30 protein-coding genes and 12 pseudogenes are annotated in these 25,590 nt (G+C 69.9%); 22 read left to right on the forward strand and 20 right to left on the reverse strand.

Annotated features, from left to right (window positions below):
• Positions 1-22 precede the first annotated feature (22 nt).
• The 3 genes and pseudogenes from G7085_RS18145 (at position 23) to ahcY (ending at position 2,738) form a co-directional block, all read left to right on the forward strand.
• Positions 23-865: a phosphoheptose isomerase family protein gene (locus G7085_RS18145; RefSeq protein ID WP_197511989.1), complete on the forward strand. Its 843-nt coding sequence runs from the start codon at positions 23-25 to the stop codon at positions 863-865.
• The gene (locus G7085_RS18150; RefSeq protein WP_197511990.1) at positions 862-1,308 is read left to right on the forward strand and encodes a type II 3-dehydroquinate dehydratase; all 447 of its coding nucleotides are present in this window, start codon (positions 862-864) and stop codon (positions 1,306-1,308) included. Before G7085_RS18145 ends, G7085_RS18150 begins: the two co-directional genes overlap by 4 nt.
• Positions 1,309-1,341: 33 nt before the next feature.
• Positions 1,342-2,738 (forward strand): annotated as a pseudogene (ahcY, locus tag G7085_RS18155) (adenosylhomocysteinase).
• Between the two features lie 7 nt (positions 2,739-2,745).
• Here the strand turns inward: ahcY and G7085_RS18160 are convergent.
• Both G7085_RS18160 and G7085_RS18165 read right to left on the reverse strand, forming a co-directional pair.
• A pseudogene (locus G7085_RS18160) lies at positions 2,746-2,978 on the reverse strand (DUF3039 domain-containing protein).
• Between the two features lie 82 nt (positions 2,979-3,060).
• On the reverse strand, positions 3,061-3,228 hold the full coding sequence (locus tag G7085_RS18165; RefSeq protein ID WP_197511991.1) for a hypothetical protein: 168 nt from the start codon (positions 3,226-3,228) through the stop codon (positions 3,061-3,063).
• Positions 3,229-3,419: 191 nt separating this feature from the next.
• Between G7085_RS18165 and G7085_RS18170 the strand changes: the two genes are divergently transcribed.
• Both G7085_RS18170 and G7085_RS18175 read left to right on the forward strand, forming a co-directional pair.
• A complete protein-coding gene (locus tag G7085_RS18170) occupies positions 3,420-3,890 on the forward strand; it encodes an MFS transporter (RefSeq protein WP_331715774.1) in 471 nt (156 codons plus the stop codon).
• Complete coding sequence (locus tag G7085_RS18175) at positions 3,845-4,411, forward strand: MFS transporter (protein WP_231979679.1); 567 nt, start codon at positions 3,845-3,847, stop codon at positions 4,409-4,411. The genes G7085_RS18170 and G7085_RS18175 overlap by 46 nt, the downstream gene beginning before the upstream one ends.
• A 194-nt stretch (positions 4,412-4,605) precedes the next feature.
• Here G7085_RS18175 and G7085_RS27525 read toward each other — a convergent pair whose 3' ends face one another.
• Positions 4,606-5,184: a serine/threonine-protein kinase gene (locus tag G7085_RS27525; protein WP_197511994.1), complete on the reverse strand. Its 579-nt coding sequence runs from the start codon at positions 5,182-5,184 to the stop codon at positions 4,606-4,608.
• Entirely contained in the window at positions 5,121-5,504 is a 384-nt protein-coding gene (locus G7085_RS31060; RefSeq protein ID WP_197511995.1) for a protein kinase, read from the reverse strand. The genes G7085_RS27525 and G7085_RS31060 overlap by 64 nt, the downstream gene beginning before the upstream one ends.
• A 75-nt stretch (positions 5,505-5,579) precedes the next feature.
• Between G7085_RS31060 and G7085_RS18190 the strand changes: the two genes are divergently transcribed.
• From G7085_RS18190 to G7085_RS18200, 4 genes and pseudogenes are all read left to right on the forward strand, one after another.
• Positions 5,580-6,266, forward strand: coding sequence for an RDD family protein (locus G7085_RS18190; protein ID WP_197511996.1), 687 nt, complete (start codon positions 5,580-5,582; stop codon positions 6,264-6,266).
• A gap of 10 nt (positions 6,267-6,276) precedes the next feature.
• Positions 6,277-6,645, forward strand: coding sequence for a hypothetical protein (locus G7085_RS27530; RefSeq protein WP_231979680.1), 369 nt, complete (start codon positions 6,277-6,279; stop codon positions 6,643-6,645).
• Positions 6,534-8,386 (forward strand): annotated as a pseudogene (gene malQ / locus G7085_RS18195) (4-alpha-glucanotransferase). Before G7085_RS27530 ends, malQ begins: the two are co-directional and overlap by 112 nt.
• Before the next feature lie 42 nt (positions 8,387-8,428).
• On the forward strand, positions 8,429-8,926 hold the full coding sequence (locus G7085_RS18200; RefSeq protein WP_197511997.1) for a hypothetical protein: 498 nt from the start codon (positions 8,429-8,431) through the stop codon (positions 8,924-8,926).
• 9 nt (positions 8,927-8,935) lie between these two features.
• Here G7085_RS18200 and G7085_RS18205 read toward each other — a convergent pair whose 3' ends face one another.
• Together G7085_RS18205 and G7085_RS18210 are read right to left on the reverse strand one after the other, a co-directional pair.
• Positions 8,936-9,313 carry a tetratricopeptide repeat protein gene (locus G7085_RS18205; protein WP_197511998.1) on the reverse strand — a complete coding sequence of 126 codons (378 nt, stop codon included), beginning with the start codon at positions 9,311-9,313 and terminating at the stop codon, positions 8,936-8,938.
• A gap of 686 nt (positions 9,314-9,999) precedes the next feature.
• Positions 10,000-11,347, reverse strand: a pseudogene (locus G7085_RS18210) (nicotinate phosphoribosyltransferase).
• Positions 11,348-11,606: 259 nt separating this feature from the next.
• On the opposite strand from G7085_RS18210, the gene clpS reads away from it, so the two are divergent.
• The 13 genes and pseudogenes from clpS to G7085_RS33135 all read left to right on the forward strand — a co-directional run bounded on the left by clpS (position 11,607) and on the right by G7085_RS33135 (position 19,624).
• Entirely contained in the window at positions 11,607-11,825 is a 219-nt protein-coding gene (gene clpS / locus G7085_RS18215; RefSeq protein ID WP_197511999.1) for an ATP-dependent Clp protease adapter ClpS, read from the forward strand.
• 67 nt (positions 11,826-11,892) lie between these two features.
• Complete coding sequence (locus G7085_RS18220; protein ID WP_197512000.1) at positions 11,893-12,174, forward strand: DUF2017 family protein; 282 nt, start codon at positions 11,893-11,895, stop codon at positions 12,172-12,174.
• On the forward strand, positions 12,171-12,428 hold the full coding sequence (locus G7085_RS18225) for a DUF2017 family protein (RefSeq protein ID WP_197512001.1): 258 nt from the start codon (positions 12,171-12,173) through the stop codon (positions 12,426-12,428). The genes G7085_RS18220 and G7085_RS18225 overlap by 4 nt, the downstream gene beginning before the upstream one ends.
• Positions 12,429-12,439: 11 nt before the next feature.
• Positions 12,440-13,278 (forward strand): annotated as a pseudogene (gene murI, locus G7085_RS18230) (glutamate racemase).
• Between the two features lie 139 nt (positions 13,279-13,417).
• Positions 13,418-14,136 (forward strand): annotated as a pseudogene (rph, locus tag G7085_RS18235) (ribonuclease PH).
• 2 nt (positions 14,137-14,138) lie between these two features.
• Positions 14,139-14,743 (forward strand): annotated as a pseudogene (gene rdgB / locus G7085_RS18240) (RdgB/HAM1 family non-canonical purine NTP pyrophosphatase).
• Positions 14,740-15,534, forward strand: a pseudogene (locus tag G7085_RS33120) (thymidylate synthase); the annotation flags it as partial. The pseudogenes rdgB and G7085_RS33120, both read left to right, overlap by 4 nt.
• 39 nt (positions 15,535-15,573) lie before the next feature.
• A pseudogene (locus G7085_RS18250) lies at positions 15,574-16,097 on the forward strand (dihydrofolate reductase).
• Between the two features lie 4 nt (positions 16,098-16,101).
• Positions 16,102-17,217, forward strand: a complete 1,116-nt coding sequence (locus G7085_RS36470; RefSeq protein WP_269451909.1) for a hypothetical protein — start codon at positions 16,102-16,104, stop codon at positions 17,215-17,217.
• Between the two features lie 61 nt (positions 17,218-17,278).
• Positions 17,279-17,413 carry a hypothetical protein gene (locus tag G7085_RS31075; protein ID WP_269451910.1) on the forward strand — a complete coding sequence of 45 codons (135 nt, stop codon included), beginning with the start codon at positions 17,279-17,281 and terminating at the stop codon, positions 17,411-17,413.
• The gene (locus G7085_RS18265; RefSeq protein WP_197512004.1) at positions 17,410-18,066 is read left to right on the forward strand and encodes an SDR family NAD(P)-dependent oxidoreductase; all 657 of its coding nucleotides are present in this window, start codon (positions 17,410-17,412) and stop codon (positions 18,064-18,066) included. Before G7085_RS31075 ends, G7085_RS18265 begins: the two co-directional genes overlap by 4 nt.
• 5 nt (positions 18,067-18,071) lie before the next feature.
• Positions 18,072-18,284, forward strand: a complete 213-nt coding sequence (locus G7085_RS18270; protein WP_197512005.1) for a hypothetical protein — start codon at positions 18,072-18,074, stop codon at positions 18,282-18,284.
• Positions 18,285-18,293: 9 nt separating this feature from the next.
• A pseudogene (locus G7085_RS33135) lies at positions 18,294-19,624 on the forward strand (DNA polymerase IV).
• On the opposite strand, the pseudogene G7085_RS18285 reads toward G7085_RS33135, so the two are convergent.
• The 14 genes and pseudogenes from G7085_RS18285 to G7085_RS18325 form a co-directional block, all read right to left on the reverse strand.
• Positions 19,621-20,393: pseudogene (locus G7085_RS18285) on the reverse strand (LacI family DNA-binding transcriptional regulator). The pseudogenes G7085_RS33135 and G7085_RS18285 sit on opposite strands and share 4 nt — an antisense overlap.
• The gene (locus tag G7085_RS18290) at positions 20,318-20,593 is read right to left on the reverse strand and encodes a LacI family DNA-binding transcriptional regulator (RefSeq protein WP_197512008.1); all 276 of its coding nucleotides are present in this window, start codon (positions 20,591-20,593) and stop codon (positions 20,318-20,320) included. Before G7085_RS18290 ends, G7085_RS18285 begins: the two are co-directional and overlap by 76 nt.
• Positions 20,594-20,663: 70 nt before the next feature.
• Positions 20,664-21,095, reverse strand: a complete 432-nt coding sequence (locus G7085_RS31085; RefSeq protein WP_331716026.1) for a family 1 glycosylhydrolase — start codon at positions 21,093-21,095, stop codon at positions 20,664-20,666.
• Between the two features lie 68 nt (positions 21,096-21,163).
• Positions 21,164-21,436 (reverse strand): annotated as a pseudogene (locus G7085_RS31090) (family 1 glycosylhydrolase); the annotation flags it as partial.
• The gene (locus G7085_RS27555; protein WP_408647136.1) at positions 21,376-21,978 is read right to left on the reverse strand and encodes a glycoside hydrolase family 1 protein; all 603 of its coding nucleotides are present in this window, start codon (positions 21,976-21,978) and stop codon (positions 21,376-21,378) included. The gene G7085_RS27555 and the pseudogene G7085_RS31090, both read right to left, overlap by 61 nt.
• 63 nt (positions 21,979-22,041) lie before the next feature.
• A complete protein-coding gene (locus G7085_RS27560; RefSeq protein WP_231979682.1) occupies positions 22,042-22,275 on the reverse strand; it encodes an ABC transporter permease family protein in 234 nt (77 codons plus the stop codon).
• Positions 22,245-22,475: an ABC transporter permease subunit gene (locus G7085_RS27565; protein WP_231979683.1), complete on the reverse strand. Its 231-nt coding sequence runs from the start codon at positions 22,473-22,475 to the stop codon at positions 22,245-22,247. The genes G7085_RS27560 and G7085_RS27565 overlap by 31 nt, the downstream gene beginning before the upstream one ends.
• On the reverse strand, positions 22,469-22,675 hold the full coding sequence (locus tag G7085_RS27570; RefSeq protein WP_231979684.1) for an ABC transporter permease family protein: 207 nt from the start codon (positions 22,673-22,675) through the stop codon (positions 22,469-22,471). Before G7085_RS27570 ends, G7085_RS27565 begins: the two co-directional genes overlap by 7 nt.
• Positions 22,630-22,797, reverse strand: coding sequence for a hypothetical protein (locus G7085_RS27575; protein WP_231979685.1), 168 nt, complete (start codon positions 22,795-22,797; stop codon positions 22,630-22,632). Before G7085_RS27575 ends, G7085_RS27570 begins: the two co-directional genes overlap by 46 nt.
• A gap of 195 nt (positions 22,798-22,992) precedes the next feature.
• Positions 22,993-23,676, reverse strand: coding sequence for a carbohydrate ABC transporter permease (locus G7085_RS18305; protein ID WP_197512009.1), 684 nt, complete (start codon positions 23,674-23,676; stop codon positions 22,993-22,995).
• Entirely contained in the window at positions 23,646-24,011 is a 366-nt protein-coding gene (locus tag G7085_RS18310; RefSeq protein WP_197512010.1) for a sugar ABC transporter permease, read from the reverse strand. Before G7085_RS18310 ends, G7085_RS18305 begins: the two co-directional genes overlap by 31 nt.
• Entirely contained in the window at positions 23,966-24,349 is a 384-nt protein-coding gene (locus tag G7085_RS18315) for a hypothetical protein (RefSeq protein ID WP_408647226.1), read from the reverse strand. The genes G7085_RS18310 and G7085_RS18315 overlap by 46 nt, the downstream gene beginning before the upstream one ends.
• Positions 24,274-24,444, reverse strand: a complete 171-nt coding sequence (locus tag G7085_RS18320; RefSeq protein WP_197512012.1) for a hypothetical protein — start codon at positions 24,442-24,444, stop codon at positions 24,274-24,276. The genes G7085_RS18315 and G7085_RS18320 overlap by 76 nt, the downstream gene beginning before the upstream one ends.
• On the reverse strand, positions 24,429-25,313 hold the full coding sequence (locus G7085_RS18325) for an extracellular solute-binding protein (protein ID WP_197512013.1): 885 nt from the start codon (positions 25,311-25,313) through the stop codon (positions 24,429-24,431). The genes G7085_RS18320 and G7085_RS18325 overlap by 16 nt, the downstream gene beginning before the upstream one ends.
• Positions 25,314-25,590 lie beyond the last annotated feature (277 nt).

The raw sequence follows: 25,590 nt of genomic DNA on the forward strand, positions 1-25,590 counted from the left end.
TGCGCGCCGTCCTGGAGCCGGTGTGCCCGTCCCGTTCATGGCATGGCCCGGCCCGACGCTTCCGGCCTGGGTCGGCCCCCTCGACATGGTTGTCGTGCTCGGCGGCTACAACTCCCCGGAGTGGGTGCTGCACTGCGCCGGTGAGGCCGCCCGCCGTGGCGTCGCGCTCATCGTCACCGCGCCCGAGGACTCCGCCCTTGCCGCGGCCGCCGCCTCCGGAGGCACCACCCTGATCCCGACCTTCGAGGACGACCCGGTCGCTGCGGCCGTCGCGGCCCTCGCGCTGCTGGGCGACCTGGGCCTGGGACCGATCGTGCACCCCGAGCACGTGGCCGACGCCGCCGATCTCGTGGCCGAGGCCTGCGCGCCGCGGCTCGACCTCGCGGCCAACCCGGGCAAGGAGTTGGCCCTCGAACTGGCCGACGGGATCCCGCTGGTCTGGGGCGGCACGGTGCTCGCCGGTCGGGCCTCCCGCAGGATCGCCGAGGCGCTGCGTCGGGCCAGCGGAAGGCCAGCGCTCGCCGCAGATGCCTCCGAGCTCGACACGCTGCTGGGCGCGGTCCCTGTCCGCGACCCGTTCGCCGACCCCTTCGACGACGCGGGCGACAGCCGCCCCGTCGTGGTGCTCCTCGACGACGACAAAGTGCCCGCCCCCACCGTGACACCGCCACCTCGCTCGTGGAGCGGGCCGAGGCCGTCGGCGTCCGGATCGCCCGGATCTCCTCGGGCGATGCCGAACTGCGGGCCACCGACGTGGAGCGCTACGTCACGCTGCTCCAGCGCGGCCGCTACGGGGCCACGTACCTGGAGATCGGGCTCGGATGGGACGTCGACCTACGCGGGCTGGCAGACTGACCACCCATGAAGGTTCTCGTCCTCAACGGCCCCAACCTCGGTCGACTCGGCTCCAGGCAGCCCGAGGTCTACGGCGGCACCACGTACGCCACCCTCGCCGCCCACCTGGTGGAGACGGGCCGCGGGCTGGGGCTCGACGTCGAGGTGCGTCAGAGCGACAGTGAGGCGGAGATGATCGGCTGGCTGCACGAGGCGGTCGACATCCGGGCCGACGTCGTGCTGAACGCGGGCGCGTGGACGCACTACTCGTACGCGATCGCCGACGCGGCCGCCCTGGTGCCGCGTTACGTCGAGGTGCACATCTCCAACGTGCACGCCCGCGAGGAGTTCCGCCACACCAGCGTGCTGTCGGCCAGGGCGGCGGGCATCATCGTCGGCTGTGGGGTGGGCGGCTACGATCTGGCGCTCGCGCACCTCGCATCGCTGGCGGGATCTGACGGCCCGGCCGGATAGGTTCCCCGGAGCGCCACGGGTAGAGTGACGCCCGTGGATTTCCGTGTAGCTGACCTGTCCCTTGCCGACTTCGGACGTAGGGAGATCACCCTCGCCGAGCACGAGATGCCCGGCCTGATGGCGATGCGGGAGCGCTACGGCGACTCCAAGCCGCTGAAGGGGCCCGGATCGCCGGTTCGCTGCACATGACCGTGCAGACGGCCGTCCTCATCGAGACCCTCGTCGCGCTCGGCGCGGACGTCCGCTGGGCGTCCTGCAACATCTTCTCCACCCAGGACCACGCGGCCGCCGCCATCGCCGCGGCGGGGATCCCTGTGTTCGCCTGGAAGGGCGAGACGCTGGAGGAGTACTGGTGGTGCACCCGCCAGATCCTGCAGTGGCCCGACGGTGGCCAGCCCAACATGATTCTCGATGACGGTGGCGACGCCACGCTGCTCGTGCACCAGGGCGTCGCGGCCCAGGATGCGGGCGAGGTGCCCGCCGACGCCGACGACGACTCCCATGAGTTCCTCATCGTCAAGGCGACTCTGCGTGAGGCGCACGGCGTCATCGACTGGAAGGCGCTTGCGGCCAGTGTGCAGGGCGTCACCGAGGAGACCACCACCGGCGTCCACCGCCTCTACGAGATGGCCCGCGACGGCTCGCTGCTGTTCCCCGCGATCAACGTCAACGACTCGGTCACCAAGTCGAAGTTCGACAACAAGTACGGCTGCCGCCACTCGCTCATCGACGGCATCAACCGCGCCACCGACGTGCTGATCGGCGGAAAGGTCGCCGTCGTGTGCGGCTACGGCGACGTCGGCAAGGGCTGTGCCGAGTCGCTGCGCGGCCAGGGCGCCCGCGTCATCGTCACCGAGATCGATCCCATCTGCGCGCTGCAGGCCGCCATGGACGGCTACCAGGTCGCCGCGCTCGACTCCGTCGTCGAGACGGCCGACATCTTCGTCACCGCCACCGGCTGCTGCGATGTCATCACCAATGGGCAGATGGCCCGCATGAAGCACCAGGCCATCGTCGGCAACATCGGCCACTTCGACAACGAGATCGACATGGCGGGCCTCGAGGGCCGCGCAGACGTCACCCGCATCGAGATCAAGCCGCAGGTGCACGAGTGGCGCTTCGACGACGGCCACTCGATCCTCGTGCTGTCCGAGGGCCGGCTCCTCAATCTCGGCAACGCCACCGGTCACCCGTCGTTCGTGATGAGCAACTCGTTCACCAACCAGGTGCTCGCCCAGATTGAGCTCTACACCCGCCCGGAGGAGTACCCGGTCGGCGTGTACGTGCTGCCCAAGCACCTGGATGAGGAGGTCGCCCGCCTGCACCTCGGCTCGCTCGGCGTCGAGCTCAGCACACTCACCGACAAGCAGGCCGGCTACCTCGGGATCCCGGTGTCGGGCCCGTTCAAGCCCGACACCTACCGCTACTGACGCCCACTCACTGCCCGGGGTTCAGGGACTCCCAGATCTCCTTGCACTCCGGGCACACCGGGAACCGGTCGGGGTTCTTGGTGGGTACCCACACCTTTCCGCACAGCGCCACCACGGGGTGCCGTTGACCATCGCGGCCATCAGCTTGTCCTTCGGCACGTAGTGGGAGAACCGGTCCTGGTCTCCGTCCTCGAACAGCTCGGTGCGTTCGTCGACGACGGTCTGTGATCCGGGGGCCATTTCAGTCATGCCGAAGATTGTACGCGTCAGTCCCGTCCGGCAGGATGGGCGACGACGAGGGAGACGCGACGGGCGAGGAGGCTCATGGACACCGCGCGGGCCGCAGGGCGCTGATCGTCGGCATCATGTTGTCTGTGTTCGCCGTCGCGTTCCAGTCGATCGGGCTTGCGACCGCCCTCCCCACCCTGATGGCGTCCTTCGATGCGCAGCACCTGTACCCGTGGGCGTTCACCACGATGATCTCCGGCATGCTGCTGGCCACCATCATCGCGGGCGGATCGCCGACCAGCGAGGCCCGGCGCTGCCGATGTGCATCGGGTTCGCCATGTTCGCTGTCGGCCTCGTGCTCGGCTGGGTTGCCCCGTCGGTGTGGGTGGTGCTGCTGGCCCGCCTCGTGCAGGGGCTCGGGCAGGTGCCCTGAACCTGACGCTGTCGGTGGTGGTGGCGCACGCCTTCGCCGCCGAGGAGCGCCCGCGCGTGATGGCGCTGGTTTCGTTCTGCTGGCTGCTGCCTGCCTTTGTCGGCCCACCGTTCGCGGCCTGGCTGACCCACTACTCCTGGCGTCTGGTGTTCGCCACCATGATCCCGCTCGCCGTGGTCGCCTTCCTCATCACCCTCCCCGGCCTGCGGGAGGTGCAGCGGCACTTCTCCTCTGACGGCGAGGTAGGCCCGGTCCGGGTCGCTCCGACGCTGTGGGTCACCGTCGCTCCCTCGCTCATCCTGCTCGCGGGCCAGGGGCTCGGCGCGTGGAGTGTCGCGTCAGCCGTGGTCGGGGTCGCGGCGCTCGGATGGGGGCTGCCGCGGATCGTGGCTCCTGCGGCCCGCGGGTGGGGCCCGGGATCCCGAGAGTGGTGCTCACCCGTGCGGTGCAGGCGGGCGCGTTCTTCGCGGCCGAGACGATCCTGCTCGTAACGCTGCAGGACCTTCGCGGCTACAACCCCTTCCAGGTCGGGTGGGCCCTCACGGTAGGGAGCATCGGCTGGACGCTCGGGTCCTGGCTGCAGTCGCAGCGGTGGGTGAGGTTGAGCCGCGACGCGTTCATCACCGTCGGCAGTGCCCTCTCGGTGGTCGGCATCGCGGGCCTCGCCGCCTTCGCCTGGCTGCCCTCCCTGCCGATCGGCGCCGCACTCGTGGCGTGGATCGTCGCGGGGACGGGGATGGGCCTCACCATGCCGAGCTCCGCGGTCGCCGTGATGAGCCTGTCCTCGAGGTTCGAGCAGGGCCGCAACCAGTCGTCTCTGCAGGTGGCGGAGTCGGTCGGCAACTCGGTGGTGACGGCGGTCGCGGGCGGCATCTACACGGGCCTGCTGCTGGCGGAGCCGGAGCGGTTGAGCTACACGGCGGCGCTGTCGGCCAGTCTCCTGGTGGCGGTGGCCGCGCTGGTCGTCGGCCGCAGGATCGGCCGGATCGACAACGACCTGCTCAGTTCGTGAGCACGTAGATGGTCAGGAAGATCGTCAGCGCGAGCAGCGCGATGGCCGAGGTCGTCACGAGCGCGTAGAACCAGGGGAGTGCGACTCCCTCGCCTTCTTCGGCTGGTAGCGGCCCTTGCCGATGTAGTTGTCGAGCATCGAGACGGGTGTCTCGCTGCCCGGCGTCAGGCTCGCCTGCTGGCGTCCGCCGCTGATCAGGGCGCCCGCGGGGGCGGGGCGTTCGGGATCGACCCGAGCGTTGTGGGCGTCGCCGACGACGTCAGCGGCAGCGGCCGGTACGACTCGCCGCCCGGGAGCGCGTCGGCAAGCCGGTCGAGCACCTCGGCGAACTGCGCCGCGGTCTGCGGCCTGCGGTTCGGGTCGGGGGAGAGCGCGGAGGCGAGCACCTGGTCGAGCAGTTCCGGTGCCCCGAGCTGCGCGGCGATGGGAGCGGGGCCGATCGCGTGGTTGCGGCCCAGCAGTTCCGCGAGCGTCTTGACGGGGAACGGGGGCCTGCCGGTGAGCAGCGCGTACGTGACGCAGGCGAGCGAGTAGATGTCGGAGCGCTGGTCCAGCTGTGTCGAGTTGGCCTGCTCGAGGGCCATGTAGGCGGGGGTGCCGGCCGTCATGGTGTCGCGGTACTCGTCGAGCAGCGACTTGGCCACGCCGAGGTCGGCGAGCATCACGCGCACGCCCTGCGCGGTGTTGGTCAGGAGGATGTTGCCCGGAGTCACGTCGCGGTGCACCAGTTGGTTGCGGTGCAGGACCTCGAGGGCCCTGGCGGCCTCGGCCACCAGTCGCAGCGCGAGCCCGGGGCGACCATCGACCTGCGGAGCTGCTCCAGGGACCCGCCGTTCGCGAGGTCCATCACGAAGTAGGGCTGGCCGCGATCGGTGGTGCCGATGTCGTAGACCCGCACCACACGTTCGTCGGAGATGCGGCGCAGGAGCCTGGCCTCGGCGAGGAAGCGGGCCCGGACATCGTCGTTGGTCGACCAGTTGTCTGCGAGCACCTTGACCGCCACCGGCACGTCGAGGGTGTCGTCCTGGCCGCGGTAGACCGTCGCGAAGGAGCCGGACCCGATCCGCCCGGTGATCCTGTAACGCCCGATCATCTCCATATCGGTGAACATTGTTGCCCAAAACCAACCGATCCGGGAATCCCCGGGTTCTCTGGCATCCTTAGACCCATGACCAACGCGCCCCATCAGCCACCCGCCGGGTGGTATCCCGACCCCGCCGGATCCGATGGGGAACGGTACTGGGACGGCATCGCCTGGTCGCAGGCGACGAGGGACAAGGTGGCGGCCGAGGTCGCCCCCCAGCCGCAGCCGCAGGTTCCGACCTACGGCCAGCCCCCGCTCGCCGACACCGGTCTCGCGCCGTTCGGCCGCCGCCTCGGCGGGTTCGTGCTCGACTTCATCATCGTCTACATTCTGGCCACCGTCGTGTTCGCCCTCACGGGCGTCGATCAGCGGATGGCGGGCGAGATGCAGCGGTGGCTCGATGCCCTCGCGCTGTGGGCCGAGGGCAACGGTGCCGGGCAGATCCCGATGCCCGCCACCGCCTTGTGGACCGCGCTGGCGGTCGCGTCGCTGATCAACATCGCCATCTACGCGATCTACCGCACGGTGCTGCTCGGCACGATGAGCGCCACCCTCGGGCAGCTGGCGCTGGGGCTGCGCACGGTGAAGGTCGGCGAGCCCGTCACCTCCAAGCTCGGGTGGGGCACCGCAGCGGTCCGGGGCATCGTCGGCGCGATCCTCTACCAGCATCTCGTGATCGGTTTCGTCAACGGCATCTTCGCCGCGTTCACGTCGAACAGGCAGACGCTCTCCGACATGATCTCCAGGACCCAGGTCCTCAGGACCCGCTGAAGGACGACCCGTGACTGACGTGTTTCCCGGCCTCGCCCGCCTCGCCGACCGGTTCGGCATCGCCCAGGAGTTCTGGGACTGGAAGGGCCGGCATGTGCCCATCCCCGCCGAGACGGTCGTGCGGGTGCTGCGCGCCTTCGACATCGACGCCTCCACCCCCAGGCCGCCGACGCAGCCCTCCACGCCCTCGAGGAGGAGCGTTGGCTGCAGGTGCTTCCCCCGTGCACCGTCACCGAGCAGGGAACCGGCGTGCATGTCGACGTGCACGTGCCGTCCGGGACCGGCGTGCACGTCCACATCCAGCTCGAGTCGGGCGAGACCCGACCCGCCTGGCAGTCCGAGAACCTCACCCCGGACCGTCTGGTCGCCGGGCGGATGATGGGCGAGGCCACCTTCTGGCTCGGCGAGGACCTGCCGACCGGGTACCACCGCATCATCGCAGAGGGTGTCGAGGGCCGTCACCAGGCCAGCCTGATCGTCACGCCGTCCTTCGTCGGGCTCCCCGCCCGGATGCGCGACCAACGCGTCTGGGGGTACGCGACGCAGCTCTACTCCGTCACCTCCGACGAATCCTGGGGCGTCGGTGACCTGACCGACCTCGCCGACCTCATCACCTGGTCCGGCACCCGACAGTTCGCGGGTTACGTGCTCATCAACCCGCTGCATGCCGCCGAGCCCGTCACACCGCTGGAACCGTCCCCCTACCTGCCGGCGTCGCGTCGCTTCATCAACCCCATCTACATCCGACCGGAGTCGATCGCCGAGTTCGCCACCCTGGGCAAGGGCGACCGGCACGACATCCACGCCCTGCAGCGGCGGGCCCGCGTGCTGGCCACTGCGGGTGCGGCGATCGACCGCAACGGCGTGTGGCCGCTGAAGTTGGAGGCGCTGCGCGTGGTGCACCGCGCCGGGATGCGCGTGGCCAGGCGGATCGCCTACGACGACTTCCGCAGCCGCGAGGGCGTGGGACTGCGCAACTTCGCCGTCTGGTCGGCGCTCTGCCTCGAGCACGGGCAGCGTTGGACCGACTGGCCGACGGACCTGCAGCGGCCGAGCTCCCCGGAGGTGGCCGCGTTCGCGGAGCAGCATGCCGAGGATGTGGACTTCTTCGAGTGGCTGCAGTGGATCGCCCAGGAGCAGCTCGCCGACGCGCAGTCCACCGCGACCCGGATCGGCATGCCCGTCGGCATCATCTCCGACCTCGCAGTCGGTGTCCACAAGACCGGTGCCGAGACGTGGATGATGCCTGACGTCTTCGCAACCGGGATGAGCGTCGGGGCCCCGCCTGACCAGTACAACCAGGCGGGTCAGGACTGGGGTCAGCCGCCGTGGCGCCCCGACAAGCTCGAAGAGCTGTCCTACGCCCCTTCCGTGCCATGGTCTCGGCCGCGCTGCGCGGAGTCGGCGGCCTGCGGGTCGACCACATCATCGGCCTGTTCCGGTTGTGGTGGGTGCCCGAGGGTGCCGGACCGACCGTCGGCACCTACGTCCGCAACAACCACGAGGCGATGGTCGGAATCCTCGCGCTCGAGGCGCAGCGCGCTCAGGCCCTCGTCGTCGGCGAGGACCTCGGCACCGTCGAGCCCTGGGTGCGTGACTATCTGTCGCGCCGCGGGATCCTCGGCACCTCCGTGCTGTGGTTCGAGGGCGACGGGCACGGCGGGCCGCTGCCCGCCGACCGCTGGCGTGGCTACTGCATGGCGTCGGTGACGACGCACGACCTGCCGCCGACCCTCGGCTACCTGGCGGGCGACCACGTCCGGCTCCGCGAGGACCTCGGGCTGCTGACCGAGCCGCTCGGGGCCGAGCTGGAGCATGCCCGCCGTGAGCAGTCCGCCTGGCTCGACGAGCTGGTCGGCTGCGGTGTGCTCGCCGCCGACGCGGTGGGCGACCCCGTCGAGGTCATGCTGGCGCTCCACCGGTACCTGCTCCGCACGCCGTCGAAGGTGCTGCTGGCCAACCTCACCGACGCGGTGGGGAGCGGCAGGCACAGAACCAGCCCGGTACCGTCGACGAGTACCCCAACTGGCGTGTCCCGCTGCACGACGTGGAGGGGCGCCGCATCCAGTTGGAGGACGTGTTCGCCGCGGAGCTGCCGAGACGGCTGGCCGCCGTCATGAACGACCTCCAGGTGCAGCCCGACTCCAGGTACGGAGCCTGACGTGGACTCCGCCTTCGTCTACGGGGACCGGATCGCGGAGGCACTGCGTGACGGCGAACGACTCGACGGCGCCTTCATGGTCGCCTACATGGCGGGTGAGGAGCGCATGGGCCTGCCCGATCCTGGGCCATCGTTCGATCTCGTCAACGGCCTCGACGTGCCCGCCTGGAACGCGGCCGCCGAGCGGCTCGTGGCAGGGGTTTCTCTCGTCGGCGCCCCGGGCACCCTCGCCCACTCGGCGAAGGGCGCCTTCTCGGGCGGCGAGGCCGACCACCTGCTGATCACCGGCGAGCGCATCGCCGCTGCCCACGTCGACGGTCAGCGGGCGTCGCTGGTGTGGGAGGCGCCGCGCGCGGCGCTGCTCGGGGCACGGCGGAGCCCACGACTGCTGCAGCGCGGACGCGTGACTCTCGCCTGGTCCGACGGGTCGCTCCTGCGCCTGGTGGCGGGCATGGTGTTCACCAGGGAGGCACACCGACTGGTTGCCTTGCTCGGCTGACGTGTCGCGTCAGGAGATGGCGCCCCGCTCCACGAGGAAGGCCCGGTACTTCGGGTCCTCATCCTCGAAGATCTCATCGCCTTCGAGCATGTAGGCGCTGACGAGGGCGTCGGCCGCCCGCTGCCCGGCTCCGAGCTCGAAGGCCGCCTGCCCGAGACGCAGCCAGACGAACGGATTGCCCGTCCCTCCGACGGCGAGGGCATCCTGCTCGGAGGCGAGCGCGGAGGAGAAGTCCCCGAGCTGGAACTGGGCGTCGCCGATGCTGGCGAGCAGCCAGAACCGGAGGTCCTCGTCGACCGGTGAGGCGGCGGCCAGGGCACGCTTCCACAGCTCGAGGGCGCCAGCGACGTCACCGGCGTCGGACAGATCCTCCCCCTTCTCGGCCAACTCGTGCGGGGAGCCGTCCGCCGAGGGTGTCGACCCGCGCTCGAAGAACTCCAGGTAGCGCCGGTCCTGCCCGCGAATGCCTTCGGGCCCGTGACGGCGACCGCCCTCTCGAAGAACGCGCGTGCCTCGTCGGGCCGCGACTCGTGGAACGCGATGGTGCCCGCGACGAAGTCGCACTGGGCCATACCGCCCGTGCTCTCCTCGCCGTAGGCGCCCCGGGCCCGTTCGAGCCAGTGCGTCGCGTCGGCCGTCGCGACGGGGACCGCGCGGCGCGCGATGATCAGTGACAGCTGCGCCGCAAGTCGGTCCCCGTCCGTCTGCGGGGCTGAGGCACCCCGGCCCAGAACTCCTCGCCCGCCGAGCGTGCGGCGGCGACCTCACCGCGTCGGTAGAGGGCCATCGCCTCCTCCGCCAGGGGAGTGAGCTGGTCGAGTGTCTCCATTCCGGTGATTTCCACTGCAGCCCTTCTACGAGGTGGGGTCTCGGTGCTGGACGCCGAGCTTAGCGCCGTCGGATCTGTCGCACCAGGGTGGTTGGAGCTGGTGCATGCCCGGATCGGGCATCCACCTGCGGACCTCGTCCGACCGGGCCTCGTGCCTTGTCCCGTCCGTGTTCCGGTATGTGACCGCGTCGACGCGGCGCTTCGGGACACGCCGACCAACTGGCCGATCGCGTCGCCCCAGTGGTCAGATGTTCGTGACCGGGGCGGCCTGGTAGGGGTTCGTGGTGATGTCGCCGGACTCGTCGAGGATGATCGTCTCGAGGGCCGGATCGCCCTTCGAGATGCGGCGTGCCGCCAGAGGCAGCTCGGCGAGCGACTCGACGTGCCTGCGGCGGGCATCCCCGAGAGTGGCGTGGTGGACGAGCCTGCCCCCGGTGATGATCGGGACGAGCAGGTCGCGGTCGTTCCCGTCGTTGGCGGGCGGCGCGCCCAGCCCGATCACCTCGGACTCGGCCCTCCCGTCCTCACCCAGTCGGCGCATCGCGAACTTGCGGCCGCCCAGCGTGTTCTTTCCCTTGGAGCGTTTGCCCACCGACACCCACCCGGCGTCGGGGGCGTCGGAGTCTGCGCGCGCCACGAGCTTGTAGACGAAGCCGCACGTCGGGTGCCCGGATCCGGTGACAAGGGAGGTGCCGACCCCGTATCCGTCGACCGGCGCCCCTGGAGGAGCGCGATCTGCCACTCGTCCAGGTCGGAGGTGACCATGATGCGCGTGTCGTGCGCCCCCAGGTCGTCGAGCAGGTCGCGTGCCTCCCGCGCCATGATGGCCAGGTCGCCGGAGTCGAGCCGGATCGACCCCAGCCGGCCGCCGGTCAGCTCGACGCCCTTGCGGATCGCGGCCTCGACGTCGTAGGTGTCGACGAGCAGCGTGGTGTCCTCGCCGAGGGTGGCGAGCTGTGCCCGGAAGGCATCCTCCTCCGTGTCGTGCAGCAGCGTGAAGGAGTGCGCCGCCGTGCCGATGGTCGGGATCCCGAAGAGGCGGCCCGCCTCGAGGTTGGAGGTGGAGGCGAAGCCCGCCACGTAGGCGGCCCGGGCCGCGGCGACGGCCGCCCACTCGTGGGTGCGCCGCGATCCCATCTCGACGCAGGACCGGTCGCCCGCCATCGCCGTCATGCGGGAGGCCGCGGCGGCGATGGCCGAGTCGTGGTTGTAGATCGACAGCAGGATCGTCTCGAGGATGCAGGCCTCGGCGAACGTGCCCTCCACGGAGAGCACCGGGGAACCGGGGAAGTAGACCTCGCCCTCGGGTAGCCCCAGATGTCGCCGGAGAAACGGAAGTCCGCGAGCCACTGCGCGACGTTGTCGCGGATCACGCCGCGGGAGAGCAGGAACTCGAGCTCCGCATCGCCGACGCGGAAGTTCTCGACGGCCTCGATCGCCCGCCCGAGGCCGGCCACCACGCCGTAGCGGCGGCCGCCGGGCAGCCGCCTCGTGAACAGGTCGAAGAGGCTGCGTCGGTTCGCGGTTCCCGCGTCCATCGCGGCCTGCACCATGGTCAGCTCGTAGTGGTCGGTCAGCAGTGCTGTGGTCATGCCCGCACTCTAGTGTTTCTGTGCCGGAGGTTCGTTGATGAGGTGGCGCTCCCTTGGGGTTCAACCCAGGGCCGATGACCGCGGACCCGCTCCGCAGCGCACGTGGACGGTCGGAGGCGTGCGAAACGGGTCGCCGGTGGCGCTCCGGCGAACGGGTGGCACAGTTTGGCCCGACGGGGCAGAGTATGGCCATGAGCACAACGCCGGGCACCGAGACCTTTGAGGCGGCCGCGGTCGATCAGTTGCCGGCCACCCCTGGGTGACCATCGTGTGGGACGACCCCGTCAACCTCATGAGTTACGTGACCTACGTGTTCCAGGAGTACTTCCATTACCCGCGCCACAAGGCCGAGGACCTGATGCTGCGGGTCCACCACGAGGGCCGCGCCGTGGTGTCTGCCGGCAACCGCGAGGAGATGGAGCGCGACGTGCTCGCCATGCAGGGCTACAACCTCTGGTCGACGATGGAGCAGTCATGATGCTCGATCCGACCGACATCGTCTGGGCCTTCGACGGCCGCGACGGCCGCGACGGGGCCTGAAGGCCATGCTCGGCTTCTACATCTCCCACCTGCGGGATCTGCTGCCCTCCGAGCCCGCCTCCACCGGCGACGCACTCGACCAGTTCCTCGCCGAGTTCGCGGACGACCCCACCAACCGGATGCTCGGCAACCCGAGGCTGTCGCGGCTCTTCCCGGCCGCGCTCCGGGACGAGAAGCAGGCCGACGAGTTCTGGCGCGACTCGATCCACACCCAGACGCGCGCACGGATCGCCGCAGCCGAGGTGGTGCTCGCCGACCTGGAGGGCACCCGGGCTTCGTGCCGGTGACGCTCGACAGCGTCGATGCGTGGGCCAAGGCGCTGGGCGCCCTCCGACTCTTCTGGTACGCCGAACTCGCCGGGCCGGAGCGACTCGCTGAGCCCCTGGAGGCCGTCGTCGAGGCGAACCCCGGGCTTGCCGACCTCGTCGACTGGCTCGGCTACCTGCTGGAGGACCTCCTCGAGTCGCGGGGGTGTGCCTCGCGACGGGGCAGAGCCTCGACCCTGACCAGTTCGACGGGCAGGAGTGAGCTGGAGGCATAGGATGGTCGGTTGTGACTGACCTGCTGGACCGCCCGATCGGTGTCTTCGACTCCGGATTCGGCGGACTGACCGTGCTGCGCTCCCTCGTGGAACAGCTGCCCAATGAGGACTTCCTCTACCTCGGCGACACCGCCCGTGCACCCTACGGGCCCCGGTCGATCGCCGAGGTGCGCAGGTTCGCGTTGGAGGGACTCGACCACCTCGTGGAGCGGGGGGTGAAGGCGCTTGTCATCGCATGCAACTCCGCCTCGTCGGCCGTCCTGCGTGACGCCCGCGAACGCTACGACGTGCCCATAACCGAGGTCATCCTCCCGCGGCCAGCCGGGCGGTCGCGGCCACCCGCAACGGAAGGGTCGGCGTCGTGGCCACCGAGTCGACCGTCAACTCCCGCTCCTACGACGACGCATTCGCCATCGCCCCGCACATCACGCTGACCGCGCAGGCATGCCCCGGTTCGTCGAGTTCGTCGAGGCAGGCATCACCGGCGGGACGAACTGCTCGAGGTGGCCGAGGAGTACCTTGCGCCGGTCAAGAAGGCGCAGGCCGACACGTTGATCCTCGGATGCACGCACTACCCACTGCTCGCTGGCGTCATCGGTTACGTGCTCGGCAACGGGGTGACCCTGGTGTCGTCGGCCGAGGCGTGCGCGCAGTCGACCTACGCGCAGCTCACCCAGGCCGGCCTGCTGCGCCACCAGCCCGCGAGGCCACCCGGACATTCCTGACCACCGGCGATGCCACCGACTTCCAGGGAATCGGGCGTAGATTACTGGGAGGATTCGTGAGCAACGCGACGACGGTGGTCATCGCAGAGAAGGAGGAGACCGATGTGTCAGAAGGTGACCTGTGACAGGTGCGGCAAGCCGACCTGGGCCGGCTGCGGCGAACACATCGAGCAGGCGCTGGTCGACGTTCCTCCGCCGAGCGCTGCACCTGTCCCGCTGAGAACCGCTCGGGCGCCCCGGCGGCGTTGAGGTAGGTTTGGGCCCATGACCCGCATCGATGGACGACGCCCCGACGAACTCCGCCAGGTGCGGATCACCCGCAACTGGCTCGATCACGCCGAGGGCTCCGTGCTCGTCGAGTTCGGCCGCACCCGCGTGCTCGTGGCCGCCTCCGTGACCACCGGCGTGCCGCGCTGGCGCACCGGGTCCGGCCTCGGCTGGGTGACCGCCGAGTACGCCATGCTGCCTCGCGCCACCCACAGCCGCTCCGATCGTGAGTCCATCAAGGGCCGGATCGGTGGACGCACCCACGAGATCTCCCGCCTCATCGGCCGCTCCCTGCGGGCCGTCATCGACTACCGGGCGCTCGGCGAGAACACCATCGTGCTCGACTGCGACGTGCTGCAGGCCGACGGCGGCACCCGCACCGCCGCCATCACCGGCGCCTACGTGGCGCTGGCTGACGCCGTCGAGCACCTCCGCGGCCTGAAGGCGTTGAAGGGCGAGCCGCTGAAGGACTCGGTGGCCGCCGTCTCGGTCGGCTTCAACCGCGAGGGCACCGCCCTGCTCGATCTCCAGTACGAGGAGGACTCGGCGGCCGACACCGACATGAACGTCGTGATGACCGGTTCCGGCGCCTTCATCGAGGTGCAGGGCACCGCCGAGGGCACCCCTTCAGCCGCGACCAGTTGAACGTCCTGCTCGACCTCGGCACCCAGGGCTGCGTCGAGCTCACCCGCCTCCAGCGGGAGGCCCTGGCGTGAACCTGCCCGGGCGGATCGTGCTGGCGACCAACAACCCGTTGAAGCTCGCTGAGCTGCGCCGGATCATCGAGGCCTCCGGGCTCGCCGTCGAGGTGCTCGGGCTCGGCGACTTCCCTCGCTACCCGAGCCGGAGGAGACCGAGCGCACCTTCGAGGGCAACGCGCTGCTGAAGGCCGCGGCCGCGGCCCGCGAGACGGGGCTCGTCGCCGTCGCCGACGACTCGGGTCTCGAGGTGGACGAGCTCAACGGCATGCCCGGGGTGCGTTCCGCCCGCTGGTCGGGCCCCGCCTGCGACGACGAGGAGAACAACGCGCTGCTGCTCGCCCAACTCGACGGCGTGCCGCGCGTCCGCAGGCGCGCCCGGTTCGTGTGCGCGCTCGCGATGGTCGCCCCCGACGGCGAGCGTCGCGTCTGGCACGGCTACCTGCCGGGCCACATCACCGATGCCGCCCCCATGGGCGACAACGGCTTCGGCTACGACCCGCTGTTCATCCCGGCGGGCCTCGACGTCACCTCGGCGGAGCTGACGCCCGCCGAGAAGGACTCGATCTCGCACCGCGGCGCCGCCGTGCGCGAGTTCGTCGGCTACCTGGGAGGCCTGGCATGAGGCAGTACACCGACCTGCTGCGGCTGATCATGGACACAGGGGTCGACAAGTCCGACCGCACAGGCACGGGCACCAGGTCGATCTTCGGCCACCAGATGCGCTTCGACCTGCGCGACGGCTTCCCGCTGCTCACCACGAAGAAGGTGCACACCCGCTCGGTGTTCGGCGAGCTGCTGTGGTTCCTGCGGGGCGACACCAACATCGGCTGGCTGCACGACAACGGCATCACCATCTGGGACGAGTGGGCCGACGCGGAGGGCAACCTCGGGCCGGTCTACGGCTACCAGTGGCGCTCCTGGCCCACCCCGACGGCCGCCACGTCGACCAGATCGCCAACGTCATCGCCGCGCTCAGGGCGAACCCCGACTCGCGCAGGCACATCGTGTCGGCCTGGAACGTGGCCGACGTCGACGACATGGCGCTGCCGCCCTGCCACGCGCTGTTCCAGTTCTATGTCGCTCCCGCTGACGACGGAGGCCCGGCATCCTGAGCTGCCAGCTGTACCAGCGCTCCGCCGACGTGTTCCTGGGTGTGCCGTTCAACATTGCGTCCTACGCGCTGCTCACGCACCTCGTGGCGCAGGTGACGGGGCTGCGGGTGGGCGAGTTCGTGCACACGCTCGGCGACGCGCACATCTACTCCAACCACTTCGAGCAGGTGGCGCTGCAGCTGGGCCGCGACGAGCGTCCGCTGCCGCGGCTGGTGCTCAACCCGAGGTGACAGAGATCGACGCCTTCGAACTCGGCGACATCGGCGTCGAGGGCTACGACCCGCACCCGGCGATCAAGGCCCGATCGCCGTCTGAGGACGGCGCAGTGACAGGAGGACGGATGAGGATCGTCGCCATCGCGGCGGTGGCCGACAACGGTGTGATCGGCTCCGGCGAGGACATGCTGTGGCACATCCCCGAGGACTTCAAGCGGTTCAAGCGGGTCACCACCGGCAACACCGTCATCTTCGGGCGCCGCACGCAGGACCAGATCGGCCTACTGCCGAACCGTCGCATCATCGTCGTCACGCGCGACCCGGACTGGTCGGCCGAAGGGTCGAGGTGGCGCACTCCGTCGAGGAGGCACTCGAGCTGGCGGCAGGGACGCCCGAGCGGGTCTGCTACGTGGGCGGCGGGGCCAGATCTACCGCGAGGCGTGGCCCTACCTCACCGAACTCGACCTGACGATCGTCCACCAGTCGCCCGAGGGGCCGCCACCTTCCCCTACATCGGGCCGGGGAGTGGACCGAGGTCTCCCGCGAGCAGCACGTCGGCTTCGACTTCGTGCAGTACCGCCCACGCCCCAACCTGCCTGAAACCCCTCCACCGTGCGGCTCCCGCGCCTATCATCACCGTCAGCGGTGATCGGTTGGAAGGGGAGCGGCACCATGGGGGATCGGATCTGCATCATCGGGGCCGGGCCGGCGGGCCTGGCGATCGCGCGGGCCATGCGGGAACGCGGCGTCGACTACGACCATCTGGAGCGCGCCAACGGCGTCGGCGGGATCTGGGACATCGACGCGCCCGGCACCCCGATGTACGAGTCGGCGCACTTCATCTCCAGCCGGACGGCCTCGGCGTTCAGCGGCTATCCGATGCCGGAGACCTATCCCGACTACCCGGGCACCGGCAGATCCTCGCCTACCTGCGCGGCTTCGCCGACGCCTACGGGCTCACCGACGCGATCACCTTCGGGGCCGACGTCACCGCGCTCGACAAGGCCGGTGACCGGTGGCGGGTGAGGGTGGCCGACGGCACCGTCACCGACTACCGCGCCGTCGTCGTGTGCACCGGGGCGCAGTGGACCCCCAACGCCCCGGCGGTCGATGGGTTCACCGGCGAGGTGCGCCACAGCGTCGAGTACCGCTCCCGCGGGAGTTCGAGGGCCGCCGGGTGCTGGTGGTCGGGGCGGCAACTCGGCGTGCGACATCGCCTGCGACGCCGCGACCACCGCGGCCGAGGCGTCCATCAGCATGCGGCGCGGCTACTGGTTCATCCCCAAGCACGTGTTCGGCATCCCCTCCGACGTCGTCGGAGGCAAGGGTCGTTCCTGCCGAAGCGCGTCGAGCGGGCCCTGCTGCAGCCGCTGCTGCGGCTCCTCGTGGGTGATCTCACCAAGGCCGGCCTGCAGCGGCCCGAGCACAAGCTGTTCGAGACGCACCCCGTGATGAACGACCAACTGCTCCACCACCTGCGCCACGGTGACGTCACCGCCCGCGTCGGCATCCGCTCGGCGAGCGGCAACACGGTGACGTTCGCCGACGGCACCTCCGCCGACTTCGACCTGATCCTGCTCGCCACCGGCTACCTGCACGCCGTCCCGTTCGCGCAGCGGTGGTTCGGCGATCCGCAGCACCCGACGACCTGTATCTCAACGCCTTCTCGCGCAGGCATCCCGGCCTGTTCGCCGTCGGGTTCATCGAGACGAACTCCGGCGCCTACCAGTTGTTCGACCGGCAGGCGCACCTCGTCGCGGGATACCTGAGCGAGCCCGATCCGAACAAGGTCGACCTGTTCACAGGGAGGATCCGCAGCGACCGCCCGCGTTGGACAGCGGGCTGCGCTTCGACCGTTCGCCCCGCCACAAGGGCTACGTCGACTCCGATGCGTTCGTCGACTACATGGAGGCCACGGGCCGGGAGTTCGGCTGGTCACTCGAGGGCGCGGAGCCGACCCGATGAGCTATGACTACCGCGGGAAGGTGATCGCCGTCACCGGCGGCGCAGGAGGCATCGCGGGTGCCTTCGTGCCGCACGCCGCCCGGCGGGGCGCGCGGCTGGCGATCATCGACCTGCGCGGGCCGGCGGCCGAGCGGGTCGCCGCCTCGCTGCCCGGCTCCGGCCACCGTTCCTATGCCGTGGACCTGACGGACGAGGCGCAGGTGGTCGCGCTCGTCGAGGAGCTGGACCGCGACTTCGGACGGCTCGACGTCCTGATCAACAACGCGGGCATGAGCAGCCAGGAGCGCTTCGACGAGCGCGACGTCGCGAGCATCCGTCGGGAACTCGACGTGAACCTCCTGTCGCCCCTGATGCTGACCCGCCTCGCGATGCCGCTGCTGCGCGCCGCACCCGACCCGCGCGTGATCAGCACCGTGTCGCTCGGCGGCATCTTCCCGCTCGGCGAGACGCCCATCTACACGGCCTCCAAGTTCGGGCTGCGGGGGCGATGCTCGCGATCGGGCTCGACCTCGCGCCGAAGGGCATCACCGTCTCGTCGGTGCTGCCGTCGGCCACCGACACCCCGATGCTGCGCCGGGAGGCCGTCGAGGGCGGCAACTCGCTGCAGTTCCAGGACCCGCCCCAGCCGCCCGCCGCCGTCGCGGAGGCCATGATGCGGGTGCTCGACAAGCCCCGCCTGGAGGTCTACCCGAGGTTCTCCGAGTCGCTCCTGGTGCGGTTCGCCACCCTGTTTCCGAACCGCCTCCCGAGGCTCATGACGCTGTTCCGGGGCAAGGGCAGGCGCGGCGAGCAGGCCTACCTGCGTCGCCTCGAGGCCGAGGGGCATGTGCGCCGTGTCGGCGACGGATGGGAGCTGACCGAGCGGCGGTAGGCTCGTCCGGTGGCCCGCCGGATCCTGCACCTCGACCTGGACGCGTTCTTCGCGGCCGTCGAGCAGCGCGACAAGCCGTCGCTGCGCGGCAGGCCCGTCGTCGTGGGCGGCTCCGGGCCGCGCGGCGTGGTGGCCACCGCCTCCTACGAGGCGCGCCGCTTCGGGGTGCGTTCGGCCATGTCGGGGCCGAGGCGAAGCGCCGTGCGCCGCACGCGGCCTTCCTCGGCGGCCGGTTCGAGGCCTACCGGGAGTCGTCGCGGATCGTGATGGGGCTGCTGCGCGAGGTGTCGCCGATCGTGGAGCCGCTGAGCTTCGACGAGGCGTTCGTCGACCTTGCGGGCACCGACTGGGCTGACGGAGACCTGACCGACCGGGTCGCCTGGCTGCGTGCCGAGCTCACCCGCCGCACCGAGGGCCTGACCGCCTCGGTCGGCGTCGGCTCGGCGAAGTTCCTGGCCAAGCTCGCCAGCGAGGCGGCCAAACCCGACGGCGCCAGGATCCTCGACCCCGCCGAGGAGCTGGGCTTCATCGCGCCGATGCCCGTGCGCGCGATCCCGGGTGTGGGGCCGGCCACCGAGCAGCGGCTCATCACCATCGGCCTCTACACCGTCGAGGACCTGCGCGGCGTCGACCGCGCCGAGCTGGTGCGGGAGCTGGGCTCCTCCGCGGGCGAGTCGCTCGCGTCGCTGGCCTGGGGAGGGACGAGCGTCCCGTCGAGGGATCGCGCGACCCGAAGTCGATCTCGACGGAGGACACGTTCGCCGTCGACCTCACCGACCGGGCCCAACTCCAGGCGATCCTGCGCCGCGACGCGGGACAGGTGGCCTCGCGGCTGGCCCGCGCCGGCCTGTTCGCCAGGACCGTGACGGTGAAGGTGCGCTTCGCCGACTTCACCACCCGCACCATCGCCCGCGGTCTCGGCGGCGCCACCGACAGCCTCGACGAGATCACCTCCGCGGCGCTGACGATCTTCGACGAGGTCGACCCGAGGCCCGGTGTGCGCCTGCTCGGCATCGGCGTGTCCAACTTCGCCACGTCGGCGCAGGAGAAGCTCTTCGGGACGAGCCGACTCTCGACGGCGGGGAGGACGTCACGACGGACGAACCGGTCGAGCTCAGCGGAGTGCGGGGCGGAGCACGTTCTACCCTGGCGCCGACGTCGTCCACGATGAGCTCGGCCGCGGCTGGGTGTGGGGTTCGGGGCTGGGTCGCGTCACCGTGCGCTTCGAGACCCGCTCGAGCGGGCCGGGTCCGATCAGGACCTACGGGGTCGACGACGGCTCGCTGCATCCTGCCGGGATCGACCCGCTCCCGCTCGCGCCGCGCGACGAGGATGACTAGGCAGAGCCGCGCTCGACCAGGGTGGCGTTCAGCACGGTCAGCGGTGCGGCGGTGCCGCCGTCGAGGATGCGCAGCAGTTGGCGCGCCATCTCGGCGCCCAACTCCGCCATCGGCTGCGACATCGTCGTCAGCGGGGCTCGGACGTGGCACTGAACGGCGAGTCGTCAAAGCCGATGACGGCCACGTCATCGGGGATCCGCAGCCCTGCCTCGCGCAGTACCGGGTAGCCGCCGAGCGCCATCTGGTCGTTGGCCGCGAACACCGCGTCGAACGGCAGGCCGGTGGCCAGGAGTTCGCGGACGGCGGTGCCTCCCGACACCGTGGTGAAGTCGCCGAACGCGATCGGCCCCGGCGTGAGGCCCGCCTCACCCAGCACCCGCAGCCACCCGTCGTGCCGGTCGATGCCGGGGCGCATGTTCTGCGGGCCGGCGATCGTGGCGATGCGCGTGCGGCCGCGGTCGATCAGGTAGCGCACCGCCGCCTCCGCGGCGGCCACGTTGTCGACGTCGACGCTGATCGTGTCGACGGGGCCGTCGACCGGCCTGCCGCCGAACACCACCGGGACCGACTCGGTGACCGCGTCGAAGAACACATCTCCCGTGTGGTGCGACACGACGAGCGCGCCGTCGACGTTGCCGGTCGACAGGTAGCGCAGAGTCTTGCCGCTGTTGGCCGCCGATTGGATGAGCATGGTCAGCGTGAAGTCGGTGTCCTCGAGCACCGACGAGATGCCCTGCACGACCGAGCCGAAGAACGGATCCGTGAACACCTTGTTCGCAGATTCGGGGACGACCAGCGCGATGGCCCCGTCCGGTTGGAGGCCAGCGTGCGCGCGGCCCGGTTGGGCACGTAGTTCAGCGCCTCCACCGAGCGCAGCACCCGCGACGCGATCGTCGGTTCGACGGTGCTCGCGCCGTTGACGACCCGCGAGACCGTCGCCCTGGAGACGCCGGCGTGCTCAGCTACCATCTCGAGCGTCGGTTTCTTCACTGCGCGCACCCCGGTTCTCATTTCGCCGTCTGCAACTTCGTTGCTGCAATCAGGGCAGCGTAGTTCTCCGCGCTGAGTTTCGGTACCCGGCCTGGGTGTCGTAGTCGACGTAGACGATCCCGAAGCGCTTCTCGTAGCCCCAGGCCCACTCGAAGTTGTCGAGCAGTGACCAGACGAAGTAGCCCCGCACGTCGACCCCTTCTCCGATGGCATCGGCCACGGCACCGAGGTGCGCGTCGATGTAGTGCCAACGGTCGACGTCGTCGACCCTGCCGTCGACGAGCTCGTCGTCGAACGCGGCCCCGTTCTCGGTGATGTAGAGCGGCGGCAGGTCGGGGTACTGCGCGGTGATTCGGAGCAGCAACGTCCGCAACCCGTCGGGGTTGATCTCCCACCCCATCCCGGTTCGGGGAGCCCCGGGACGGGAGGAGACGAACTCGGAACCGACGAACCAGGAACGGTTCCGCTTGGGCGTCGGCACGAGGGCGGGGGATCGGTGGTGGGCGCCGGGTGAGCGCTGAAGCAGTCGTCGTGGTAGTGGTTGACGCCCAGGAAGTCGATCGGCTGGTGGATGAGGGCCAGGTCACCCTCCCGGACCACCTCGTCGAAGCCGAGGCCGGCGATGTCAACCAGGACGTCGTCGGGGTAGCTGCCGAGCAGCACCGGGTCGAGGTACATCCTGTTCCACAGGCCGTCGAGACGGCGGGCGGCGTCGAGGTCATCCGCGTCGGTGGGATCGTGCGGCACGGCGTTGGTGAGGTTCAACGTGATGCCGATGTCGAGGCGCTCGCCGCCCAGCTCCCGGAGCCTCCGGGTGGCCATGCCATGGGCGAGGTGCTGGTGGTGCAGGGCCGCGAGCCCGCACGCGGGTCGTTCAGGCCGGGAGCGTGCTCGCCGCCCGTGTAACCGATGAGCGACGAGCACAGCGGCTCGTTGAAGGTTGTCCAGTGCGTGACCCGGTCACCGAGCGCGCCGAACACGGCCTCGGCGTAGGTGACGAAGCGGTGCGCCGTGTCCCGGTCGGCCCACCCTCCGCGCTCCTGCAGCGCCTGCGGCAGGTCCCAGTGGTACAGGGTCAGCCAGGGAAGGATGCCTGCGCCGAGCAGCTCGTCGACCAGCCGGTCGTAGAAGTCGAGGCCCTTGGCGTTGGTGTGGCGGTCGCCGGGACGCACCCGCGCCCAGCTCGTCGAGAACCGGTAGGACTGGAGCCCCAGCCGCTTCATCAGGGCGACATCCGCGGGCATCCGGTGGTAGTGGTCCGCGGCCACCTCCGGGGTGTCACCGTTGGCGACCGCGAGCGGCTGCCTGGCGAAGGCATCCCAGATGGAGTCCTCCCTGCCGTCGAGATGTGCCGCGCCCTCCACCTGGGCGGCCGCCGTGGCGGCGCCCCAGAGGAAGCCTTCGGGAATTGCCTGGTCATCAGCCCTTCACCGCCCTGCCATGATTCCTTGAACGAGTTGCTTGCCCGCGATGATGAAGAGGACCAGCAGCGGCAGGGTCGCGAGCACCGCGCCGTTGAGGACGACCGAGTAGTCGACGTACTTGGCCGACTGCAGCTGGCTGAGCGCAACCTGCAGCGTCGGGTTCTGCGGCACCACGAGCAGCGGCCACAGGTAGTCGGTCCATGCCGTCATGAAGGTGAACATCGCGAGGATGCCCATCGCGGGACGGGCCGCGGGAGGCCGACGTTGAAGAACGTGCCGATCATGCTGGCGCCGTCCACGCGGGCGGCCTCGATCAGCTCATCGGGGATGACGTCGACCAGGTACTGGCGCATGAAGAACACGCCGAACGCGGTGACGAGGGTCGGCACTATGACGGCGCCGAGCGACCCGGTCCAGCCGAACTGCTTCATCAGCATGAACAGGGGATGATGCCGAGCTGCGTCGGCACCGCCATGGTTGCGATGACGGCGACCAGCAGGCCCTCGCGGCCGCGGAACCGCAGCTTGGCGAACGCGTAGCCGGCCAGCGTGGAGAAGAACACCACGGAGATGGTGATGACGCCCGCCACGATCACGGAGTTGAGCAGCGCCTTCCAGAAGTCGATGGTGTCGAACACCTGGGCGGCGTTGACCCAGAACTGGCCGCCGGGCAGCAGCGGGGGAAGGTCGACGTCAGGGCGCTCTTGTCGCTGGAGCCGACGACGAACGACCAGTAGAGGGGGTAGGCGCCGCCGAGCACGAATGCGAGCAGGATGCCGTAGACCCACCAGCGGGGTTGGCGTTGATGCCCATGCCGCGGCCACGATTGCGGTTCATCGGTTGTCCTCACCGGTCGCGGCGGAGGCGCGTCGCCTGCGCCGTGCCTTGTCGACCTTGGTCTCGGTGCCGGAGATCATCCGGGAGAGCAGGAAGTTCACGATGCCGATCGCGACGATCAGCAGGAACAGGAGCCAGGCGACCGCGGCGGCGCGGCCGAACTGTTGCCGGTTGAAGGCCAGGTCCCAGAGGTACAGCACCGTCGTCTGGTACTGGCGTTGCGGGCCGCCGGGCACCGAGCTCGCGGCGTTGAACAGCTTCGGCTCGGTGAAGATCTGGAGGCCACCGATGGTGGCGGTGATGATGACGAAGATGATCGCCGGCCGGATGCTGGGACGGTGATCGAGAAGAAGCGCCGCACGGGGCTCGCGCCGTCGATGGCGGCCGACTCGTAGATGTCGCGCGGCACGGCCTGCATGGCTGCGAGCAGGATCAGGGCGTTGTAGCCCGTCCAGCGCCAGTTGACCATCGTGGCGAGCGCGATGTGGCTCGGGAGGGTCTCGGTCTTCCACATGATCGGATCGAGGTTGATCGCCGTCAGCACGTTGTTGATGAGGCCGTACTTCTCGCCGAAGATGTTGGAGAAGATCAGGGAGACGGCCACCGGCGTGACGACGTAGGGGAGCAGCACCGAGAGGCGCCAGAACGTCTTCGCCCGCAGGTTCTGGTCGAGCACCGCCGCGATGGCGATCGCGGTGATGACCTGCGGCACCGAGGAGAGAAGGAAGATGCTGAAGGTGTTGAACAGCGAGTTCCAGAACAGGGGGTCGGTCAGTTCGCGGGCGTAGTTGGCCAGCCCCACCCATTCACCGGGCCGGTGAGGAGGTTCCAGTTGTTGAGAGACACGACGAACGTGTAGACCAGCGGGAACAGGCCGACGAGGCCGAACAGCAGGAAGAACGGGCCACGTATCCGTAGGGGAGTATTTGAAGTCCCAGGTGTTGAGCCTGGACTTCCAGGGGAGGCGACCGCGGGTCGTCGCCTCCTTGGTGCTGTGTGGAGCGTGCATGGTGGTTTCCTCGTCGGTGACGCGCGGCGGCGGGGCCCGGGCTTCCAGGGCCCCGCCTTCGCTTGTTGAGGGATGGTGAGGGTCAGCTCGCCACGACGGTGTCGAGGAGCGACATGGCGTTGTCCCATGCGGTGGCGCCGTCGGCCTTGCCGGAGTCGATCTCCTGGATGGAGGGGCCGAACACCTGCTCCTGGATGACGGAGTCGTCCGGGCCCTTGAACTGGGCCTTGACGCCGTCCGCGCGCTTGGCGAGGATCTCGCCGACAGGGGCGTCGTTGAAGAACTTCGTCAGGTCGCTCGGGCCGGTCACGCCGGCATCCTTCTGGGCCTCGAGCACGCTCGGGAAGGCGCCCGCCGCCTGGAACGAGGCGACCTGCTGCTGGGTGTCGGTCAGCCAGGCTGCGAGTTCCGCCGCCTCCTCGGGGTGCTTCGAGGTGGTCGGGACGGTGAGGAACGTGCCGCCCAGTTGGCAGCGCCGCCGGGGTAGACGTCGGCGAAGTCCCAGCCGCTGGTGGCGTCGCCGCCGCCGGCCTCAACCTGGCCCTTCACGACGCCGAGCATCCAGCCGGGGCAGACGAACGTCGCGAACGAGCCGTCGACGAAGGCCTTGCCGCCGCCCCAGTCCCACTGGGTCTGGCCGCTGGAGAGGCCGGCGGCCGCCGCGTCGGACAGCAACGTCCAGCGGGCCTTGAGCTCGGCGTTGTCCTTGACGTTGAGCTTGCCGTCCGAGGTGTAGTAACCCTCATCGAGCTGGTTGACCATCGAGTTCCAGACGAAGCCGGACTGGTCGTACCAAGCCTTGCCGGTCTTGGCCTTGTACTCCTTGCCCACCTCGAAGAACTTCTCCCACGACGCGTCGGCGCCGCCAGGAGCTGGGCGAATCCCTCACGGTCGCCGGGCATCCCCGCCGCCTCGAGGAGGGTGCCGTTGAAGCAGATGCCCTGCGGGCCGATGTCGGTGCCGTAGCCGATGATCCGGCCCTGCTGATCGGTGGCCTGGGCGACCTTCCAGTCGACCCAGCGCGACGAGATGTCGTCGGCGCCGTACTCGCGCAGGTCGGTGAACGAGTCGGACACCGACATCACCTTGCTGAGCCAGCCCTCCTCCACCGACTGGACGTCGGGGAGGCCGGCGCCTGCCGCCTGCTTCGTCTGCCAGTCGACGAGCGCGTTACCGCCGGTGTCGATGTTTGTGGCCTTGATCTTGATGGTGGGGTGGTCGGCCTCGTACTGCGCGTAGAGGCCGTCGAGGCCCATCGTGCCGAACGTGGTGACCGTCAGCTCGATCTGCTCGGCCGCCGGGGTCTCGCCCGGTGCGGAGGTCTTGGTGGGGTCGGCGGTGGGGTCGGCGGTTGTGTTGGCGCAAGCGGTGGTCAGTAGGGCCATCGAGACGATGGCCGCACCGACAACGCGGCGGCGGGTTGTTTTCACGTTCACTCCTTTGTGTGGGGCCCCACCCTCGGAGAGAGCGCTCTCTGAGGGTGGAACGCCTGCGTTCCTCAGGCTTGATGGAATCATCCACGGGGGAGGGGTGTCTGTCAAGAGAGCGCTCTCTCATTGTTATCAAACCGAGATGATCGCCGGTGGATAGGCTTGTCGGCATGGGTTCGAGGATGTTCGCGGCGGTCCTCCCGCCGGAGGGTGTCGTGGCGGAGCTGGACGGTCTCCTTGAGCCACGCAGGGCCGCAGATCCTGCCGTCCGCTGGAC

Origin of the sequence: Tessaracoccus coleopterorum (genome assembly GCF_011174705.1) — a bacterium.
GTDB lineage: Bacteria > Actinomycetota > Actinomycetes > Propionibacteriales > Propionibacteriaceae > Arachnia > Arachnia coleopterorum.

Coding starts and splice junctions, on each gene's coding strand:
- G7085_RS18150 (WP_197511990.1), top strand. CDS start 862: ATGAAGGTTCTCGTCCTCAACGGCCCCAACCTCGGTCGACTCGGCTCC.
- G7085_RS18165 (WP_197511991.1), bottom strand. CDS start 3,228: ATGCCGGAGATCATCGTGGTGAACGCCCACGGGTACAGGTGCTGCGCA.
- G7085_RS31060 (WP_197511995.1), bottom strand. CDS start 5,504: ATGATCGGGCGTTACAGGATCACCGGGCGGATCGGGTCCGGCTCCTTC.
- G7085_RS18190 (WP_197511996.1), top strand. CDS start 5,580: ATGACCAACGCGCCCCATCAGCCACCCGCCGGGTGGTATCCCGACCCC.
- G7085_RS18220 (WP_197512000.1), top strand. CDS start 11,893: ATGCTCGGCTTCTACATCTCCCACCTGCGGGATCTGCTGCCCTCCGAG.
- G7085_RS18265 (WP_197512004.1), top strand. CDS start 17,410: ATGAGCTATGACTACCGCGGGAAGGTGATCGCCGTCACCGGCGGCGCA.
- G7085_RS18290 (WP_197512008.1), bottom strand. CDS start 20,593: ATGGTAGCTGAGCACGCCGGCGTCTCCAGGGCGACGGTCTCGCGGGTC.
- G7085_RS27560 (WP_231979682.1), bottom strand. CDS start 22,275: ATGGGCATCCTCGCGATGTTCACCTTCATGACGGCATGGACCGACTAC.
- G7085_RS27565 (WP_231979683.1), bottom strand. CDS start 22,475: ATGCTGATGAAGCAGTTCGGCTGGACCGGGTCGCTCGGCGCCGTCATA.
- G7085_RS18310 (WP_197512010.1), bottom strand. CDS start 24,011: ATGGGACAACGCCATGTCGCTCCTCGACACCGTCGTGGCGAGCTGACC.
- G7085_RS18320 (WP_197512012.1), bottom strand. CDS start 24,444: ATGCTCGGCGTCGTGAAGGGCCAGGTTGAGGCCGGCGGCGGCGACGCC.